Raw genomic sequence first — 18091 nt, 5'->3', positions numbered from 1 at the left:
AACATGTTTACACAGAAAAAAATATAAACCGAAAGGAAGTGAGTTTTAGTGAGGGTTTGGTACTTATAATACACTCTCTCACTAAAGATAAAAAATGAATAAAAAAATATCATTAATTCATTCTGCAAATTTAGCTCCAGTAGATTATGCTTATGCTGGACGTATACCTTCAGGAATGGACTTGCTGTTTTTAGCGGGAGCATGTCCAATTAATAAAGACGGAGAAGTCCCCCATTTAAATAATTATGAGCTTCAGGCAAAATTTTGTGTAAATAATTTGAAAGAAGCACTTAAGGAGTGTAATGCTTCATTAGAAGATGTAGTATACACCAGAGTACTCGTTGCATCGGCAAATCGTTCAGATTTAGTAACCGTATGGGAAACAATAAGAAAAGAGTTTGGTAATCATGATGTTCCAAGTACCTTATCTGGAGTTACAGTATTAGGATATATAAATCAATTGGTAGAACTTGAAGCAGTAGCAGCAGTGGAAAATACTACAAAATGACTGAATTTATGATATAATTACTTTAACTAAAAATAGTAAGTTATTGTGCAGTAAAAGTTATGGAGGTAATTTATGTTTAAAGAGAAAATTATTGAAGAAATGAAAGAAGTTTTTAAGGAACTTCCTTTCGGAGTAGACCATACTCTCAAAGTGTTACAAAATGCAGAGGATATAATGAAAGGCGAAAATATTGAAAAAGAATTAATCACTATTGTTGCAATACTACATGATATTGGTGCAGTTGAAGCACAGAAGAAGTATGGCTCAATAGATGGTATTTATCAAGAAAAAGAAGGACCAGCAGTAGCAAGAGATATATTAAAAAAGATAGGATATGCTTTATAATAGGTAACCATCATACCCCTTCCAAAATTGATGGAATTGATTTTCAAATACAATGGGAAGCAGATTTATTAGAGAATTTAACAGTTATGGATATACATAAGCAGCAGCAGGAAATAAAGACCTGTATTGAACAAAATTTTAAAACAAGCACAGGAAAAAGTATTGCATACAGTCGTTTTGTATTAGAATAGTTATATATTGATAAGCGTCATTCTTATTTAACGTAATTTCTTTGTTTTAAACAACTTGGTAACTTTTTCCGTTTACTCTTAAACCAATAATATTTATATACAAATATCTTTCGTAGCACCCTTGATATCAACAATCCACTCTTTCCTTAGCTCCCATAGGCTTGTTTGTAAAACTGATTTCTGCATAACTCCTGATTTTATTAACTCATTATATTTAAATAAATTATCCCAGCTTTTCTTTACTTTTGATTTCAAATATGGATAAAAAGGCTTGGTAAATATATCGGACTCAATGGAGATATTCTGTTTTGCCAACATATCTTTATGGTTTTTCTCATCTTCTTCGCTAACATCCAAATATTTCAGGTTTAAAACTTTGTTCCAATCTTCAACTTTAAAAAAAATCACTTCATCAATAGGTATTTCCATAGTAAGCAGATAGCATCCCGGATACAAACCGGCATATTCAGCTTTAGTAAATGCCCAATATGGATACTTTGCACATTCAGGCTTTCTTACAATATTCTGCGCTCTGCTTATGTACCAATTATATGCCTCCATAAATATACCGGAAACCTCTTGATACTTTTTTTCAATGTATTCTTTTTTGACATAACATACATTTTGCTCCTTCAAAAGTTTAACTACCTCAAAGCTTTGTGATGTGTAAAGTCTTATTTTATTATCTTTTGTATCCATTCCTTTTTTACCTCCCAAATAGTTCCCACGTTTAAATCTGATAACGAATATGAATTATCAAAAAGCCTGTCCCAACTTTTAATTACTTCTTTTTTTAGATGAGGGTAAAAGTTACTTAAATACACATTGGAGTTGTTGGTTATTCCATAATTTTTAAGTTTTTTATCATAATCTTCTTCATCTTTTAAAGTTAAAGGTACATACCAGTAGTTAACTACTCTCCCCCACTTTTCTAGATCAACTACTATTAGTAAATCCCTGTCAATCAAAAGCTCTAGTATAACTGTACCTGAAACCGGTTGAAGCATATTATCACTACTTAATGAAACCCAAATTGGATATTGTACGTCAGATGGTTTGGCTACTATATCTTTAGCTTTTTCTGTATACCATGTGTATACATCAAGATATACTTTAGAACAATCCTCCATTTTTTGTTCGATATATTCTCTTTTGGCTATATGTCTTCCGTCCTTTTCTAATACATTAAGAATCTTTTCATCTTGTCTGGTCCACACCCTTATTTTATTATCCATTGGTCCTCCTTCTTTCTCTAACATTTAGTCAATGGCTTTTGCAGCCTTTTTTCCTGCACCTAGTACAAGTATTACAGTTTTGTCATCTATTAAGGCGTATCCTTCTATTTTAAATAATGACTACACTATCTAAATATTAACATTAGCTGTTTGAATTTTCAATCATGTTTAAAAAATAATCACGATTTATAATTATCGAAACTTTAAATATATTCTATAACATTGAGTAATAAATTTTCTCTGTGCAGTAATAATATAAAAAGTTTACTTCATGTAATTTCACATACGTTATTACGATTGTTCATATATCAAAAATTTACGATTAATGTGCAATATGAAATAAAAGCGAAGTAATTAATGAATCTGGAAGTACAAATTATGTTCTTTGATAAATGAATAATATGGTGTTAAAAATCAGAATTACTTATATTTTTATATAAATTTTACAGGTAATTATATGAATATATGTTATAATTCTGATAAGCTAAATTATAATTGTATGAATTAAATATCTCAGATTTAGCTCCGTATTGTATATCACATTATACTTTAACGAAGGGTAGTGGATAAATTGAAGCGAAAGATGGACAATACAACAATTATTAGAGGTATAATCTTGTTATTTATAGGAGTGTCCGTGATAGCTGCAGGAATGCTCTATAATAAATTTGAGAATGCGAAGTATGCTTTTAATAGAAATTGTTATTATAGGTTAGAAAATCTTCAATCACGAACTAATGAGGCAATAAAGAAACTAGACACTGTAAGGACTTATAAGAGAATCTCCGACAGTGATGTTGCAGAACTTACGTATTTAAATTCAATAATAAGAAGTGAACAATGGTATATAGGTTTATCAGTTCATGATTACCAGTGGAAGATAGGGAATCTAGCACAAATATATCAAGAGCAATCCTCTTTTGGGATTATTTTAGACTCTTATTTTCATTATCTGAGACAAACATATAAGGATAAAGATAACATAAATTACGATAAAGAAAATGAAAAGATAGACTTAGTTTTTAAATATTATCAAGGGATTCAAAAAATACTGAACGGAAGTCTTGAGAGTGTTAGTAATACTGGTTCGCTAGATAAGAATGAGATTATAAATAGAGAGAAATGGGTATTAGTATCTTCAGAAATAAATAGATTTGATGAAGATTTCAAAGCGCAGTATAGTATTCAGCTAGTATCATCAGAAAGTAAATAGTGTTAGGTTACATTTGTCGTTTATTTAACGTAATATAAATAAAAAAACGAATAATTTATCAGAATACTGTATTATTTAGAATTGAATTTTGGGGTGTTTTTACGTCGCATCACAAAGATTATGTTTATCTATTGTAAATTTACAATAGATAAATTTTATTCCTATATTGAAAAACTAACAAGTGCTACACCATATAAAAAAGTGTAGCACTATTTGTTGCTATAATAAAATTCTATTAAAAGTAAGGGGTAATAAGTAGTATATCCAATTTAAAAATAATTATTATTAAAGTATTCAAGTTATCTACAAATGGTTATACTTCATTATGTATTCTGTGTGATATTTCCTTTATAATGGAGTTTAAAGGAACAATTTAAACTAATGATATGTTTAAAGAAGCCTTTGATATGATTTCTAATATCTTTTAAGATTTTTGACGTTAAAAGAGCAACCCTTTTAGTTTCAAGGGTTGCTTAATATTTGTAGCATTTACATAGTAAATAAACTAATTGTTTGGTTCACAAATATCTTCATCTACTAGATGGTAAGGATAAGTAGACACGATTATATTATTGCTTCTTAGTAAGGTTTCTCTTATAAAGAAACTTGTATGGTTATGTAAAACCTCACCAAAGTGTTCATGGGTAACAAATTCTGGTACAATTACTGTTATTTTTTCAGTTTCACCTGCTGCATCTGCAATTTGTGCAATATACTCTAGTAGAGGAGTAACTACCGCTCTAAAAGGTGAATATTTTGCAACAAGCAGGATATCTGTATCTAATTCGCTCCATCTTTGTTTTAACTTCTCCATTGCTTCCATATCCGTTGAGATATTAAGAGCAACAACATTTTCACTTATGCTTTGAGCATATTGGAGTGCTCCTATAGTTGCCTTATTTAAGCTGGCAATTGGAACTATCACAATATGAGTATATTTTACTCTTAAATCTATCTTCTTTAGATTTAACTGACTAATACTTAAACGGCAAGCAACTCTATCATAGTGAGTCTTAATTTTTATCTGAATTAAAATTATAATTGGAATTAAGATTGCAACTATAAAGGCACCTTCGCTAAATTTTTCAACTAAAATTATTATTGTTGTTAATAAAGTGACCAAAGCACCAAAACCATTGATAATAGCACGTTTTACCCATCCTTTGCCTCTTTCTTTCCTCCAATGGTTTACCATACCAAACTGGCCTAAAGTAAAGGATATAAATACGCCAATAGCATATAAAGGAATTAACCTATGAGTGTCTGCATCAAATATAATAACTAGAACACAAGCTATAAAGGATAAAGCAGTAATTCCAAAGGAAAAACTAAGTCTTTTACCTCTAATAGTAAATTGTCTAGGAGCAAATCCATCTTTTCCAACTATGTACATTAGCATAGGGAAGCCTGTATAGGCTGTATTACATGCCATCAGTAAAATTATAGCCGTACTAAACTGTATTATGTAGTACATTATTCCATTATTGAAAACACCAAAGGCAATTTGTGAAACAACTGTAGGACCATTTGCAATAGGTACAGCTGTATAAAATATAGCCAGTATTGAAGTACCACCGAATATAAAAAGTATTAAAGCCGCTAATAATATCATAACAGTCTTTGCATTTTTTTGACTAGGTTCCTGAAAATTAGGCACTGAATTACTTACTGCCTCTACTCCAGTTAAAGCAGAACAACCTGAAGAAAAAGCTCTTAAAATAAGAAATATCGATACACCTTCTACAGTCTTTGCAGGAATAGCATACATAGGCTCTGGATGGATGTTTAGTACAAAATACTTAAACAATCCATAAAGAATCATAAAAATCATGCTAAAAATAAAAATATAAGTAGGTATAGCAAAGATTTTTGAAGATTCACTTATGCCTCTTAGGTTTAAAATAGTCAAAACTATAATTATGACTACTACAAAGGTAACCTTATACTCTGTTAAACCGCTGAAGGCAGAGACAATAGCATCTGCACCAGCACTAGCACTAACTGCAACAGTAAGTATGTAACTAATTGTCAGGCCTGCACCGGCAGATAAACCAGCCTTAGTACCTATATTTTCCTTTGCTACCTTGTAGGCTCCTCCTCCTTGAGGATAAGCTCTAATAATTTGAATATAGGAAATTGTCAATATTACCAACAACCCTATAATCATGAAAGAAGTCCATGTTAACCATTGATAAGCAGCGGCACCTAGAACTATTAAAACAAAAAGAATTTCCTGGGCTGCATAAGCCACAGATGATATTGCATCACTAGCCATAATTGCCAGTCCAAAAGGAATATTGTATTTTTCGTTTTTACCTTCCTCATTGGCTAGAGGTTCTCCAAGTAAAATATCTAAGAATTTTTTAAGCATATGTTTTTCCCCCTGTATTATCTTACGAGAGACATTGTATAGTACCAATGCCCTTTAAAGCAACGGTAGCTATACCGTGTATATTGAAAAATACCGTCGAAATACCACTATAAATGCCTTTATGCTAATATTATCTCTCATTATCTGTTAGTTATGCCTTCTTTCTTACATTTATCTCTAAATAAATAGATAACGCCGGAGAATGTTAAAAATATAACTGCCTGTAAGCAGCCAATTAAGCTACTTACAGGCAGTTGTTTACCATTCTAACCATAGGATATATCTTCACTCATAGACAAAGTAATATTTAAATTTCCGTTCCTGCATCTTAAGGCATCTATAAACTCCTTCTCACTCTTTTTATTATTCATTGTCACAGTGAAAATAAGCTGAAACAGACTGCCTAGATCCATAGTTTTTACTTTTATTAATTGGTGGCTAGTTGTATAGGTGCCAAATATATCCTCGAAAGCACCTTCATAATCTAAATCTTCTGGTATTGTAATCTTTAAAAGTTTATTGGAAAGTTTTTTTGCTCCAAAGTTTATAATGCTAAGAATATACATTAGCACACAAAGAAAAGCTGTGAACATCCCGGCATAACTATAAGCCCCTACACCACAAGCAAGACCTGCTGCCATAGTAAATAGTACAAAAGCAATATCCTTTGGATCTCCAGGTGCACTTCTAAATTTAATTATTGAAAAGGCCCCAGCTAAACTAAAAGCTCTAGCAATGTTATTCCCTATTAAAAGTACTATGATAGCTATTACCGTTGGAATTATCACAAGTGTTAAAGAAAAGTTTTGTGAGTATACGCCTTTACTTGAGGTCTTCATATAGGTAATACTAATAACTGCCCCTAATATGAAAGATATAAGGATAGTTAAAACTGAATCTGTTAAAGCAATTGGTGTGCTAGCTGCTGCATTTGATATTGAGCTGAATACTGAGTCGAGCATTTATTCATTTCTCCCTTCAATCTTTTATTATTCATAATCATTTTTTTATATTCATTACCATACTTTGAAAAGCTTGTCTTGTAAATTTTATATTCTGATAGAAGCTTAGCCAGCCAAAGTGGAATATTCTTTTCTACCTTAACCTCCATAAGCATCTTTCCTTTTTCTAAGAGAGGCTCTCCATAATTTCCTGCTTCAAGCCTCAAATCATATCTTCTTGTCCGAATATTTGTGTCAAAGGTTATTCTTACTTCTCTATTATCTCTTCCAAACATCGCTTTTCTGTCATAGGCTAGATACAGCTTCGGTTCAACGTTATAGAGCTTTAAGCTGTACTGTAGTTCATTAATGACTTGTTTATTCATATAACTTTTAAGCTCCGGTTTTTCACCTGTACTTAAAAATTCATAAGCCTCATTTAATTTAAGGGAAGTTCTTCTCTTATTGCCAATGCCATTAAACTTTTTCTTAATTTCTAAATATACTTTGTCATCTATATTAGGAACTCCATAGGATCTAAGGCGAATCTTTTCTTTATACTTAGGTTTTGATAAGGAGTTTCTAATTAAATAATCGTCCTCCGTATCGTAGTAAATATTGCTTATCGTATAAAAATCAGCTTCCTTATTGTGATCATCCATATCCATATGTTTTAAAAGCTTTGTATTTAATTCTTCATATATGTCCTCTTCAATTAAAAACTTACATTCACTTCTGTTAAAAACCTCTATAGCCATTTTTATTCTCCTTTCCCCTAGATTTATCAACTTTTACTGTTGTGACTTTATTTTAAGAACTAAAATTCTTTAATCTTAATATCCCTTCCTTATGAGCTTATTTTATAAAATAAACCTTAAACAAACCTTAAATATTTTTAACTGTGCTAATGATTTAGACAGATTGTATTTAAGCTTTATTAAAGGTTTCTTATGATATAATAAATAGATATATCTAAGAGAAAAGAGGGAAATATAATGAGAATCTTAATAGTAGAAGATGAACTTCCTTTAGCCGAGGCTTTAGCACAAATATTAAGGAAAAATAATTATACTGTTGACGCCGTTAACGATGGTGAGAGTGGTCTGGATAACGCCCTAAGCGGCATCTATGATTTAATAATACTAGATATAATGCTTCCTAAAATGGATGGTATAAGTATTCTTAAAAATATTAGGAAAGAAGAAATTTCTACTCCTGTTATACTTTTAACTGCAAGAGGAGAAATAAGCGATAAGGTGGTAGGACTTGATAGTGGCGCTGACGATTATTTAGCAAAGCCTTTTGCAAGCGAAGAACTTCTTGCTAGAATCAGAGCTATATCGAGAAGAAAAGGCGAGGTACAACAGGACAACACCTTAAAATTTGGTGACTTACAGTTAAACACCTCTACTTTAAAGCTAACTAAGGACAGTAAAGAGATTAAACTAATATTGAAGGAAGCTCAGCTTCTAGAGCTGCTTATTACGAGAAAAAACTTAGTTTCCCCCAAGGAATTAATAATTGAAAAACTGTGGGGCTTCGACTCTGAAGTGGAACATAATCACGTAGAAGTTTATATCTCATTTTTAAGGAAAAAACTAACTTATCTAAAATCTAAGACCACTATTAATACAGTTAGAGGAGTTGGATATATTTTAGAATCAAACTAAATATAAACCATATTCAATTAAGGAGTTCATTATGTTTAAAAAACTTAGAAATAGATTTTTAATCTTGAATTTAGTTATTATCTCAATTATGATGATACTTTCTTTTACAAGTATATATTTAATCACCTACAAAAATGTTCGCAATGATATAAATATGGAACTGAACAGGTTGTCAGATTTTAATCGTAAGCCTAAAAATCATCCGATAGATCCTGATCTGTATAATAATAACGAAAAACCTCCTGTAGAAAGATCCATATCCTTCATAGTAACAATTGATAATAATAAAAATTTAACAAATTACTTTTCTATATTTGATATGGATGAAAAATTTTATAAAACAGTAAAAGATACAGCCTTATCCAAAGGTTCAAATAACGGCAGGTTTAAGCTTGAAGATACTTACTGGGAATTTATCCTTCAAAAGCTTCCAGATAGCTCTGGGTACAGAATAGTATTTCTGGATATAACTTCAAGGTACGCATATCTAACAAATTTAATTTACACTTTTTCAACTGTAGCTTTAGTTATGCTTGTGGCAATTTTCTTTATAAGTAGATTCTTCGCCAATAAATCTATAAAACCTATTAAAGAAACCTTTGATAGGCAGAAACAGTTTATTGCAGATGCCTCACATGAATTAAAGACACCTTTATCTGTTATAAATACCAATGCTGAAGTACTTTTATCAAATGATGAAGATACCATAAAAAATCAATCTAAGTGGATTTATTTAATAAAATCTGAGGTGGGGAGAATGACCAAACTAACTAATGATTTGTTATACCTTGCCCAAGTAGACCACTCAGATATAAAACTAATTTTTACTAATTTTGATTTAAGTGAGGCTATAGAGAATATTGTTTTAACAATGGAAGCTTCTATTTTTGAGAATAATATTTTGCTTGATTATGATATTGAACCTGATATTATAGCCTATGGAAATAGCGAACAAATTAAACAGGTTGTAATGATATTGTTGGATAATGCTTTAAAATATACAAACCCTCAGGGGAAAATTTCCCTTTCATTTAAAAAACATAATACTAAAGCAGTGCTTACAGTATGCAATACTGGCAAAGGAATATCTAAAGATCATCTAGACAAGGTTTTTGACCGATTTTACCGGGTTGATAAGTCTCGCTCCAAGAATAGTGGAGGCTATGGATTAGGACTGTCTATAGCAAGAGCTATAGTAGAACAGCATAAGGGTAAAATATCCGTTAAAAGTAATATAAATGAAGATACAGTCTTCACAGTTGAACTTCCTCCTGTGGAGAATACTTTACTAAAATAAAAACTAATATGGAAAGTTGGCTGCTTCACAGCCTGCTTTCTCTAAATAAACTTTAAAAGGAGCTGCTCATAGCAATTTTTTAATCACTATGAGTAGCTCCTTTTAAATAAATTCCTAGAAGTAAAGAACTTTAATTATTATAGTTTAGTTTTAATCACTCTATTGCTCGCTTTGCTCTGCAGGAGGTACTTGATCTTGAGCCCCCGCTGGATTTTCACCTTGCATTCCTGATGGACGCTGTCCTCTTGGACCTCCTTGACCTCCATGTCCACCTCCTGGGTTGAAACTTTTAGCAGTTGTTACGCCAGATTCGTTGAGCCATGTTACTGAGTTTGAAATAGTAAACTCTACGACTTTTGTTCCATTCTCATATTTTCCATCAGTATAAAGCCCTCCCTTTTCAGCTCCAGTTGACTTTCCCCCTGAATACAGTGTATATGTTCCACCCTTTTTAAGTTCTGGTGAGCTAATAACTACAGTTTGATAATCCTTTACAGGTGCAAAGGTTGCCAAGGTTTTTCCTGTACTATCCTGTAAGTTTACAATAGTTCCTGCTAATTGTGTCTGTGGATAATTCATTACTATTGAGTACTGAGTTGATGTATCAGAAGGTCCTTGTGCCATTCCAGAACTTCCGGAAGATACAAGTAAGCCGCCAGTCATTTCAAAAGTTTCATCGTAATCTAAGGCACCATTGCCATTAGAGGTTGGACCACTTACAACTACTGTACCTTTTGTCATATATATTGATCCATTGGCATCTAACCCATCACCAGTAGAATTAACTACAACATATCCACCATTTATATTAAGCTTGTTGTTTCCTGAAGAACTAAAATTATTCTGTCCAGGACGGCCATTTGTTGATGATCCATCGGCACCTCCACCAGCATTTATACCGTCATCGCTGGAAGTAACATATATTTCACCTTCTGAAATTGTTACTATAGAAGCTTCTATGCCTTCATAACTCTTTGTAATATTTATTTTTCCACCTTTTATACCTAAAGTTGTATCAGCATGAATTCCATCGTCACCAGAAGTAATTGTAAAGTTACCGCCTTCTATAATAGCGTTGTTATTGCTGTGTATAGAATCATCAGCAGAATCTATACTAAAGGTGCCTCCAGCGATTCCTATATCACTAGACGCTTTTATTGCTTTTTTACTTTCTGTTTCTGTTTCAGTATTAGCCTCAGCGGTATTTTTGTCCTTATTGTCCATTGGTCCTTTCATGCCCTCTTCCGCTTTTTTAGTGCCCACTGCACTTCCTCCGCCAGTGGTAATATTAAAGGAACCATCTGCGATAAGCACTGCTGTTTCTGCCTGTATTCCATCCTTTTCAGCTTTTAAATTAAAGACTCCATTGTCAATAGCTACGATTCCTTTAGTATTATCTGTATCATTTGTAGATTTCACTGCATCTCCACCAGATTCAATAGTTATACTACCTTCTTTAACCGCTAATATGTCACGTCCTACTAAACCGTCATCAACTGCGGTAATTAGAATATTTCCTCCCGTAATCTTTAAATCATCTTTACTAGTAATTCCATCCTTATAGTTTCCCTTAACAGTTAGTTTACCCTTTCCGTTTATAACAAGGTTATCTTTACTAAAGATTGCTGCACTAGGCTCATCTGTTGAAGCATCCGCTAAAACATATTTTTCTCCATCTATTATTGAGTTCTCTGTACCTTCCTGTAGAGAAATAATTGTTTTTCCTGCATTTTTTACGTAAATAGGTGCATTATTAGAATTCTTTATTTCTGCACCATTTAAAACAACTTTAACAGTTCCCTTATCCTTAACATCTACAATAATCTGGCCATTATCCAATTTGCCACTAATTGCATACACTCCTGCTGAAGTTATAGTAACTTTACCGTCTTTTACCTCAGCACCAGAACCCTTTAAATTAGCAGTAGTTCCCTTTAATTCAATGTAGTTTGGATTTTCCTTTTTCCAGTCACTGTAGTAGTCATCTTTATCGTAGGTAACCACTCCACCTATAACAGTTTTTATAGCCTTGTCACCAATAATACTTGCTTTAGTCTGTGTAGCCGCCTCAGTTCCAGTGGTAGTTTTTGTTGAAGTATTAGGACTGCAGGCATACAAAAATGTGGTACACACAAGTGCAGTAACTAATTTATAGTAAATTGATCTTCTATTCATAATGTAAATCTCCTTTTTAGTTCATTTATCTTAAAACTAAGTTCATGTATTTATTTTATTAATTAAACCTTAAACAAACCTTAAATAACTGGAGACATTATTGAACAATAACCAAATTCGTTACCTTATCATAATATAATAAAAACAATATACTACCTGGAGGTTACTATGTTTCTCTCTAATTTCTTATTTCCCTGTCAATTTCGTGCTCCTAGACCTAGCTATTCTATTACCATTAATGTAGCTGCTCGTAGGCTTACTCTTTATAAAGATGGTAAGGTTTTTAAAAGCTATGTTGTAGCTGTGGGTAAACCTTCCACCCCTACCCCAAAGGGAAATTTCACAATAATAAATAAAGCAGTTAACCCTGGAGGCCCCTTTGGTGCAAGATGGTTAGGCTTAAGTGCTCGAGGTTACGGTATTCATGGTACTAATAACCCTTCCTCTATTGGTAAAGCTGTTTCTAATGGATGTATCCGTCTTCTTAACGCTAATGTTATTGAGCTTTTTAATCTAGTCTCTATTGGTACACCAGTTAAAATTATTTAACAAGTCTATAAAATTTCCTGCAGCTTCTTAGTTAAAAGGGCACAGTTCATAACATCTGTGTCCTTTTAATTAAATTTCACTTTTTTATTAATCTATAAACTAACACCTTCAAATTTTATTGTATATTCCAACATTACAAGTGAAAAAATACATTAGATAAGGCAAAAGGAGGTGAGTCTATGGAAAATGGAAATTTAGCTCCAAATGAAACCATGCAGGTTCATGAAATGTTAAATTTGAAAACTGTTTGTATGACCACATCTAAAATGATGGAAGGTGTAGTATTTGACCAAGAGCTTAAAGGGTTATTAGAAAAAGATGTACAACAATCTATTACAGCCATAAAGGACTTACAAAATCTACTAGAAAAAGCTCCTAAGTTAAGATAGGAGCAGATGGTAGTTACTAAGCTCAGTATGGGTAATATCAGGAGGTAAAATAGATGATTAATGACTATTTAGAACTACGAAATGCTGAAGGAATGCCTAAGCTTGTTGATGCGACTATGTCCTTAGCTTTTTTATTAAATGTGAAAAATGGGGTAAGGAATTGTGCAATAGCACTAACGGAATCTGCTACTCCAGAAGTGAAAGCGGTTTTACGCACCCAACTAGATACTGCCCTCAACCTCCACGAGGAGCTATCCAACCTTATGATAGAAAAAGGGTGGTTTCATCCTGTTAATCTAGAAAAACAATTTCAAATGGATATTGAATCATCACAAACCGCAAGTCAAATTGCCAGTTTAAACCTATTTCCAGGGGATACAAGTAGACTTGGTACCTTTGCAACTCCGGAAAAATAACTTAGGAGGTAAATTATAATGAAGGCTGTAACATTTCAAGGAATAAAAAATGTGAAAGTTAAAGAGGTGCAAGCACCTAAAATTCAAAAACCTGATGACATCATCGTGAAGATTACAAGTACAGCAATATGCGGCTCCGACTTACATCTTATTCATGATATGATTCCCAATATCCATCCTGACTATATTATAGGACATGAACCTATGGGCATTGTTGAAGAAGTTGGCCCAGCCGTTGATAAACTTAAAAAAGGTGACAGAGTAATCGTACCCTTTAATGTAAGCTGTGGAGAATGCTTTTTTTGTAAACACGATTTAACCTGTATGTGTGATAACTCCAATCCCAATGGTGAGGCTGGAGGATTTTTTGGATATACAGAAACCTTTGGCGGATACCCTGGAGGCCAAGCGGAGTATATGAGAGTGCCTTATGGAAACTTTACTCCTTTCCGCATCCCTGATGATTGTGAGGTAGAGGATGAAAAGCTGCTGTTAATGTCAGATGCTATGGCAACTGCTTACTGGAGTGTAGAAAATGCTGGTGTGAAAAAGGGAAGTACAGTTATTATTCTAGGCTGTGGACCTATAGGACTTTTAGCTCAAAAATTTGCTTGGCTTCACGGTGCCGAAAGAGTTATTGCTGTGGATTACATAGATTACCGTCTGCAGCATGCTAAAAAACATAATAAAGTTGAAATAGTTAACTTTGAACAACATCAAAATACTGGTGAATATTTAAAAGAAATTACCCATGGTGGAGCGGATATTGTTATAGACTGCGTAGGAATGGATGGGAAAATGACACCAATGGAATTTGTAGGCTCCGGTTTAAAACTTCAAAGTGGAGCACTAGGTGCTTTCGTTATGGCTACTCAAGCAGTTAAAAAAGGCGGAATGATACAAGTAACAGGAGTTTATGGCGGCAGATATAATGCCTTTCCTTTTGGTGATATAATGAATCGCAACATCAATATAAGAACAGGTCAGGCACCGGTAATTCCTTATATGCCAACCCTTTATAAATTACTTTCCGAAGGAAAGGTTGATCCAAGTGATATTATTACCCACAGACTGCCACTGGATGAAGCACCTCATGGCTATGAGGTTTTTGATACAAAAACTGAAGATTGCATAAAAGTTGTTCTTAAACCATAAAAAACCCTATTTAAATTTAACTAAGGAGGATAAAATATGGATCAAAAAGGCTTTGCACCAAGTGAAACTATGCAGCTGCATGAATTGTTAACCCTTAAAAATCTTTCCCTTACAAAATCAGTTACTATGTCACCCTTAGTTTCTGATAATGAATTAAAGTCAATTTTACAACAGGATGTTACTACAGGCGAACAACATATAAGAGAATTAAAAGGTCTTCTAGAACAATCAAGTATTGCTGTTTCAGAAAATACAAAATCTTAAGCTAATGTAGAAAGAAGGTGAAGTTATGAACGCATTAATAGAAACTCTTACTGGAATGGATAAGTTAAGTGATCAGGTTATAGCTACAGATTTTTTAGTCTCTGCTAAAAGTGCTGTCAGAAACTATTCAATAGCTCTTACAGAAACAACATCTCCAGAAATAAGATCCACATTAAGAAGACAGCTTAACGATGCTATAACCACTCATGAAGTAATTTCAAGTTATATGATGAGAAAAGGTTATTATCATGCCTATAATTTACAAGAACAATTTAAGGTAGATATGCAAACTACTGAAACAGCCTTAAACCTTGCAGGAAAATAATAAATAGTCCTCCTTCTATTACAAAGCCCTACTTAGGGATTATACTCTTCTTCAAGAGTCAGAATAGCACATTATAAAATGGCACAGATATATACTCTGCGCCATTTTATAATTTTACTAGTATAACTATATTCTTACGGTATACATGAAAACATGCCATACCCCAAAGTTATCTTTTATGATAATATACCTCTTTCCTCCCATATCTGCGTCTTCAAAAAATGGATAGCTTTGTCCTACTGTATATCTGCCAACATAATTTCCAGTTGAAATCAAAGGTTTTTCTTCAAACTGTATAGAACTTGCTGTAACCCTAGTAACCTTTAAAACAGACTTATTGGGAAAACTTTGATAAGTAGCTTCATAATCCTTTTGAGTTGAACTTTCTTCTCTTAAAAAATCTATATCTCTCTGCATAGCCTCATTATTGCCACTATTAGGGAAGTTTATAGTCAAACCCTGTGTATACCCAGCCCATCTAACTACAGCCCCTGCCTTTGATAATTGAACTGCTGGTATATAAATATAAGAGTATACTGAACCATAAGGTTTAAAATTAAGAGCTGGAAATTGATTGCTGCTAACATTTACACCATTTAAAAAAACCGGTGAATTTAATAATTCTGCTCTTACAGCGTTTCTATAGCCACACTCCCCGGAACAATCTGTATTTTTTTCCCTATAATCCTCTTGTTGTAAGTTTTCTTTATAATAATAATTTCTCCAATAAGGACAGTTGTTGCAATACATCATCTTAAATCTCCTAAAAATTAGTACCTTTATACATTATGAAATAAGAATGACTTTCGTTCCTTAGTAAAAGGAATACTATGAAAAAGTTTTGAACAACATAACTTCATAAAAGAAAAATAGAAATACTTTTTATTTAAAATCGTAATATTGAAAAATTTAACTAGAGAGGAGAGTATGGTTATGTTTTAGTACGATTTTTCATAGCCAATAATATGTTTCTATGGATAATCCTAATGTTCAACGAATAGAAATAGAAAAAATTTATGGTAAAATAAGTCCTTTTGAACTTAAAGATAAATTAATTAGCTTAGCAAAGGGCCAGAAGGAAAAAAGCGCTCATGCACTGCTAGATGCAGGAAGAGGAAATCCAAACTGGATAGCTGCATCACCTCGTGAGGCCTTCTTCGCCTTTGGTCAATTTGCTGTAGAAGAAAGCCGTATAACCTGGAATGAAAATGATCTTGCAGGGATGCCTCAGAAAAAAGGTATTGCAGACCGTCTAAAGACTTACCTGGAGAAACATCATGGTGAGCCTGGTATAGAACTTCTAGAAAAAATAATTAATTATGGAATATCCAATAAGGGCTTTGATCCAGACTCCTGGGTACATGAATTAGCAGATGGAATTATCGGAGATAACTACCCAGTACCAGATAGAATGCTGGTACATATAGAAAAGGTAGTTCATGATTACTTAGTTCAGGAAATGTGTTACAACAAGCCTCCAGTGGGGAAATTCAATATATTTGCAGTAGAAGGTGCCACTGCAGCAATGTGTTATATATTTGATTCTTTAATAGCTAACGAATTATTAGGAAACAAGGATAAGATAGCCCTTATGACTCCAATTTTTACTCCTTATTTAGAAATTCCACTGCTGCCAAGATACAATTTTGAAGTAATTAAGATTAGAGCTACTGAAATGACAAAGGATGGTACCCACACATGGCAGTATCCTGAGGAAGAGCTTATGAAGTTAAGTGATCCAACGGTGAAAGCCTTATTTGTTGTCAATCCTAGTAATCCACCTTCAGTGGCAATAAGACCGGAGTCAGTAAAGCGCTTAACAGAAATTGTTAAAGAATATAACCCTAATATAATGATTATTTCTGATGATGTATATGGAACCTTTGTTGACAACTTCCGTTCCATAGTAGCTGATTTACCTTATAATTCAATTGGAGTTTATTCCTTTTCAAAATATTTTGGTGTAACAGGCTGGCGTTTAGGTACTATTGCCCTTTATGAACAGAATATATTTGATAAATTAATAAAAGAGCTGCCTGAAGATAAAAAAGAAGACGTTATGAAAAGATATGAGGCACTTTCTACTAATCCAGAAGATATTCCCTTCATAGACAGAATTGTAGCAGATAGCCGTCAAGTGGCTTTAAACCATACTGCTGGACTATCAACACCGCAGCAGGTACAAATGGCATTTTTCTCAGTCTTTGCCCTCCTGGACAAAGGCAATAGCTATAAGCAGTTAACTATTGACATCTGTCGTCGTCGTCAAAAGTTACTCTTTGATGGCCTTGGCCTAGATCTTAGAAAGGACCCTTATGATGCAGCCTACTATACAGAATTTGATTTACTAGAATGGGCTTGCCACTACTATGGAGAGGAATTTGCAAAGTTTCTTCAGGAAAACTACGAACCGATAGATATACTACTGCGTTTAGCAGAAGAGTCTTCTATTGTACTATTAAGCGGCGGAGGATTTTTTGGTCCAGAATGGTCTATTAGAATATCTCTGGCAAATCTTAGTGATGAGTCCTACTCTAGAATCGGAGAAGCCCTTCATCATACACTGCAAAATTACGTATCAAGCTGGGAAGCCTCTAAGAAGTAATTAATTTAAAAATATAAAAAGTCCTCGCCTATTTACTAAAGCGGGGGCTTTTATCTTTTAACTAAACTTCATTTGATATTTTTCTATATTTTACATGAGGAGCGCTAGTGTCAGCAATTTCGATGTTATTATACATTCCACTTTCTACTTCACTTTTAAATACCATTCCATCTTCCCCATGATTACTTACAGGAAAATCATCACTGGCAATAGCACTGTATTCAAAAGTTTGGCCTATGTTTATATTGGCTAGTTTTTCTTTATCTATGTGGCTTTTTGTTTGCATATTCTTATCCTCCATAATAATTAGTATAGTATCTAATATTATATTAACCATTACTAAGCTATATAGTCCGGTAATTTTTTCACCTTTTATTTCATTGTAGTTATATTTTAAAATAATTGGTCATAATAATAGACTGAGACGTTTTGCGGAAAGGAT

At 33.0% G+C, this 18091-nt stretch carries 19 protein-coding genes and 1 pseudogene; 12 read left to right on the top strand and 8 right to left on the bottom strand.

Features of this window, described 5'->3' with window-relative positions:
• Positions 1-94: 94 nt before the first annotated feature.
• Together N4T77_RS00455 and N4T77_RS20200 are read left to right on the top strand one after the other, a co-directional pair.
• Entirely contained in the window at positions 95-508 is a 414-nt protein-coding gene (locus tag N4T77_RS00455) for a RidA family protein (RefSeq protein ID WP_261669740.1), read from the top strand.
• A 72-nt stretch (positions 509-580) separates the two neighbouring features.
• Positions 581-1044, top strand: a pseudogene (locus N4T77_RS20200) (HD domain-containing protein).
• A gap of 93 nt (positions 1045-1137) precedes the next feature.
• On the opposite strand, the gene N4T77_RS00445 reads toward N4T77_RS20200, so the two are convergent.
• Positions 1138-1743: a DUF3841 domain-containing protein gene (locus N4T77_RS00445; protein WP_261669738.1), complete on the bottom strand. Its 606-nt coding sequence runs from the start codon at positions 1741-1743 to the stop codon at positions 1138-1140.
• Positions 1719-2303 carry a DUF3841 domain-containing protein gene (locus tag N4T77_RS00440; RefSeq protein WP_261669737.1) on the bottom strand — a complete coding sequence of 195 codons (585 nt, stop codon included), beginning with the start codon at positions 2301-2303 and terminating at the stop codon, positions 1719-1721. Before N4T77_RS00440 ends, N4T77_RS00445 begins: the two co-directional genes overlap by 25 nt.
• A 559-nt stretch (positions 2304-2862) precedes the next feature.
• On the opposite strand from N4T77_RS00440, the gene N4T77_RS00435 reads away from it, so the two are divergent.
• Positions 2863-3492 carry a hypothetical protein gene (locus N4T77_RS00435; protein WP_261669736.1) on the top strand — a complete coding sequence of 210 codons (630 nt, stop codon included), beginning with the start codon at positions 2863-2865 and terminating at the stop codon, positions 3490-3492.
• 505 nt (positions 3493-3997) lie between these two features.
• Here the strand turns inward: N4T77_RS00435 and N4T77_RS00430 are convergent.
• From N4T77_RS00430 to N4T77_RS00420, 3 genes are all read right to left on the bottom strand, one after another.
• Positions 3998-5863, bottom strand: coding sequence for an APC family permease (locus N4T77_RS00430; protein ID WP_261669735.1), 1866 nt, complete (start codon positions 5861-5863; stop codon positions 3998-4000).
• Positions 5864-6129: 266 nt separating this feature from the next.
• Entirely contained in the window at positions 6130-6825 is a 696-nt protein-coding gene (locus N4T77_RS00425; protein ID WP_261669734.1) for a DUF4956 domain-containing protein, read from the bottom strand.
• Entirely contained in the window at positions 6765-7562 is a 798-nt protein-coding gene (locus N4T77_RS00420; RefSeq protein WP_261669732.1) for a polyphosphate polymerase domain-containing protein, read from the bottom strand. Before N4T77_RS00420 ends, N4T77_RS00425 begins: the two co-directional genes overlap by 61 nt.
• 237 nt (positions 7563-7799) lie before the next feature.
• Between N4T77_RS00420 and N4T77_RS00415 the strand changes: the two genes are divergently transcribed.
• Together N4T77_RS00415 and N4T77_RS00410 are read left to right on the top strand one after the other, a co-directional pair.
• Positions 7800-8474, top strand: a complete 675-nt coding sequence (locus N4T77_RS00415) for a response regulator transcription factor (RefSeq protein ID WP_261669731.1) — start codon at positions 7800-7802, stop codon at positions 8472-8474.
• Between the two features lie 31 nt (positions 8475-8505).
• Positions 8506-9771, top strand: coding sequence for a cell wall metabolism sensor histidine kinase WalK (locus tag N4T77_RS00410; RefSeq protein WP_261669730.1), 1266 nt, complete (start codon positions 8506-8508; stop codon positions 9769-9771).
• 159 nt (positions 9772-9930) lie between these two features.
• On the opposite strand, the gene N4T77_RS00405 is transcribed toward N4T77_RS00410, so the two are convergent.
• Entirely contained in the window at positions 9931-11946 is a 2016-nt protein-coding gene (locus tag N4T77_RS00405) for a carbohydrate-binding domain-containing protein (RefSeq protein ID WP_261669729.1), read from the bottom strand.
• Between the two features lie 168 nt (positions 11947-12114).
• On the opposite strand from N4T77_RS00405, the gene N4T77_RS00400 reads away from it, so the two are divergent.
• The 6 genes from N4T77_RS00400 (at position 12115) to N4T77_RS00375 (ending at position 15044) form a co-directional block, all read left to right on the top strand.
• Positions 12115-12495 (top strand): L,D-transpeptidase, encoded by a 381-nt coding sequence (locus N4T77_RS00400; protein ID WP_261669728.1) that lies wholly within the window; start codon positions 12115-12117, stop codon positions 12493-12495.
• A 179-nt stretch (positions 12496-12674) separates the two neighbouring features.
• Positions 12675-12884 (top strand): spore coat protein, encoded by a 210-nt coding sequence (locus tag N4T77_RS00395; RefSeq protein ID WP_261669727.1) that lies wholly within the window; start codon positions 12675-12677, stop codon positions 12882-12884.
• A gap of 53 nt (positions 12885-12937) precedes the next feature.
• Positions 12938-13300 carry a spore coat protein gene (locus N4T77_RS00390; RefSeq protein ID WP_261669726.1) on the top strand — a complete coding sequence of 121 codons (363 nt, stop codon included), beginning with the start codon at positions 12938-12940 and terminating at the stop codon, positions 13298-13300.
• Between the two features lie 18 nt (positions 13301-13318).
• Positions 13319-14455 (top strand): zinc-dependent alcohol dehydrogenase, encoded by a 1137-nt coding sequence (locus N4T77_RS00385; protein WP_261669725.1) that lies wholly within the window; start codon positions 13319-13321, stop codon positions 14453-14455.
• Positions 14456-14491: 36 nt separating this feature from the next.
• Positions 14492-14719, top strand: a complete 228-nt coding sequence (locus N4T77_RS00380) for a spore coat protein (RefSeq protein WP_261669724.1) — start codon at positions 14492-14494, stop codon at positions 14717-14719.
• Positions 14720-14744: 25 nt separating this feature from the next.
• Complete coding sequence (locus tag N4T77_RS00375) at positions 14745-15044, top strand: spore coat protein (protein ID WP_261669723.1); 300 nt, start codon at positions 14745-14747, stop codon at positions 15042-15044.
• Positions 15045-15170: 126 nt separating this feature from the next.
• On the opposite strand, the gene N4T77_RS00370 is transcribed toward N4T77_RS00375, so the two are convergent.
• Positions 15171-15797, bottom strand: coding sequence for a hypothetical protein (locus N4T77_RS00370; protein WP_261669722.1), 627 nt, complete (start codon positions 15795-15797; stop codon positions 15171-15173).
• A gap of 220 nt (positions 15798-16017) precedes the next feature.
• Between N4T77_RS00370 and aspD the strand changes: the two genes are divergently transcribed.
• Entirely contained in the window at positions 16018-17649 is a 1632-nt protein-coding gene (gene aspD / locus N4T77_RS00365) for an aspartate 4-decarboxylase (RefSeq protein WP_261669721.1), read from the top strand.
• 61 nt (positions 17650-17710) lie between these two features.
• On the opposite strand, the gene N4T77_RS00360 is transcribed toward aspD, so the two are convergent.
• Complete coding sequence (locus N4T77_RS00360; protein WP_261669720.1) at positions 17711-17986, bottom strand: hypothetical protein; 276 nt, start codon at positions 17984-17986, stop codon at positions 17711-17713.
• Between the last annotated feature and the right edge of the window lie 105 nt (positions 17987-18091).

Origin of the sequence: Clostridium sp. CX1 (genome assembly GCF_025398335.1) — a bacterium.
Lineage (GTDB): Bacteria > Bacillota > Clostridia > Clostridiales > Clostridiaceae > Clostridium_AM > Clostridium_AM tanneri.
This window is presented reverse-complemented; position numbering and strand designations above follow the sequence as displayed.

Coding starts and splice junctions, on each gene's coding strand:
- N4T77_RS00430 (WP_261669735.1), bottom strand. CDS start 5,863: ATGCTTAAAAAATTCTTAGATATTTTACTTGGAGAACCTCTAGCCAAT.
- aspD (WP_261669721.1), top strand. CDS start 16,018: ATGGATAATCCTAATGTTCAACGAATAGAAATAGAAAAAATTTATGGT.
- N4T77_RS00390 (WP_261669726.1), top strand. CDS start 12,938: ATGATTAATGACTATTTAGAACTACGAAATGCTGAAGGAATGCCTAAG.
- N4T77_RS00410 (WP_261669730.1), top strand. CDS start 8,506: ATGTTTAAAAAACTTAGAAATAGATTTTTAATCTTGAATTTAGTTATT.
- N4T77_RS00385 (WP_261669725.1), top strand. CDS start 13,319: ATGAAGGCTGTAACATTTCAAGGAATAAAAAATGTGAAAGTTAAAGAG.
- N4T77_RS00375 (WP_261669723.1), top strand. CDS start 14,745: ATGAACGCATTAATAGAAACTCTTACTGGAATGGATAAGTTAAGTGAT.
- N4T77_RS00420 (WP_261669732.1), bottom strand. CDS start 7,562: ATGGCTATAGAGGTTTTTAACAGAAGTGAATGTAAGTTTTTAATTGAA.
- N4T77_RS00360 (WP_261669720.1), bottom strand. CDS start 17,986: ATGGTTAATATAATATTAGATACTATACTAATTATTATGGAGGATAAG.
- N4T77_RS00400 (WP_261669728.1), top strand. CDS start 12,115: ATGTTTCTCTCTAATTTCTTATTTCCCTGTCAATTTCGTGCTCCTAGA.
- N4T77_RS00370 (WP_261669722.1), bottom strand. CDS start 15,797: ATGATGTATTGCAACAACTGTCCTTATTGGAGAAATTATTATTATAAA.
- N4T77_RS00405 (WP_261669729.1), bottom strand. CDS start 11,946: ATGAATAGAAGATCAATTTACTATAAATTAGTTACTGCACTTGTGTGT.
- N4T77_RS00415 (WP_261669731.1), top strand. CDS start 7,800: ATGAGAATCTTAATAGTAGAAGATGAACTTCCTTTAGCCGAGGCTTTA.
- N4T77_RS00440 (WP_261669737.1), bottom strand. CDS start 2,303: ATGTTAGAGAAAGAAGGAGGACCAATGGATAATAAAATAAGGGTGTGG.
- N4T77_RS00425 (WP_261669734.1), bottom strand. CDS start 6,825: ATGCTCGACTCAGTATTCAGCTCAATATCAAATGCAGCAGCTAGCACA.
- N4T77_RS00455 (WP_261669740.1), top strand. CDS start 95: ATGAATAAAAAAATATCATTAATTCATTCTGCAAATTTAGCTCCAGTA.
- N4T77_RS00445 (WP_261669738.1), bottom strand. CDS start 1,743: ATGGATACAAAAGATAATAAAATAAGACTTTACACATCACAAAGCTTT.
- N4T77_RS00380 (WP_261669724.1), top strand. CDS start 14,492: ATGGATCAAAAAGGCTTTGCACCAAGTGAAACTATGCAGCTGCATGAA.
- N4T77_RS00435 (WP_261669736.1), top strand. CDS start 2,863: ATGGACAATACAACAATTATTAGAGGTATAATCTTGTTATTTATAGGA.
- N4T77_RS00395 (WP_261669727.1), top strand. CDS start 12,675: ATGGAAAATGGAAATTTAGCTCCAAATGAAACCATGCAGGTTCATGAA.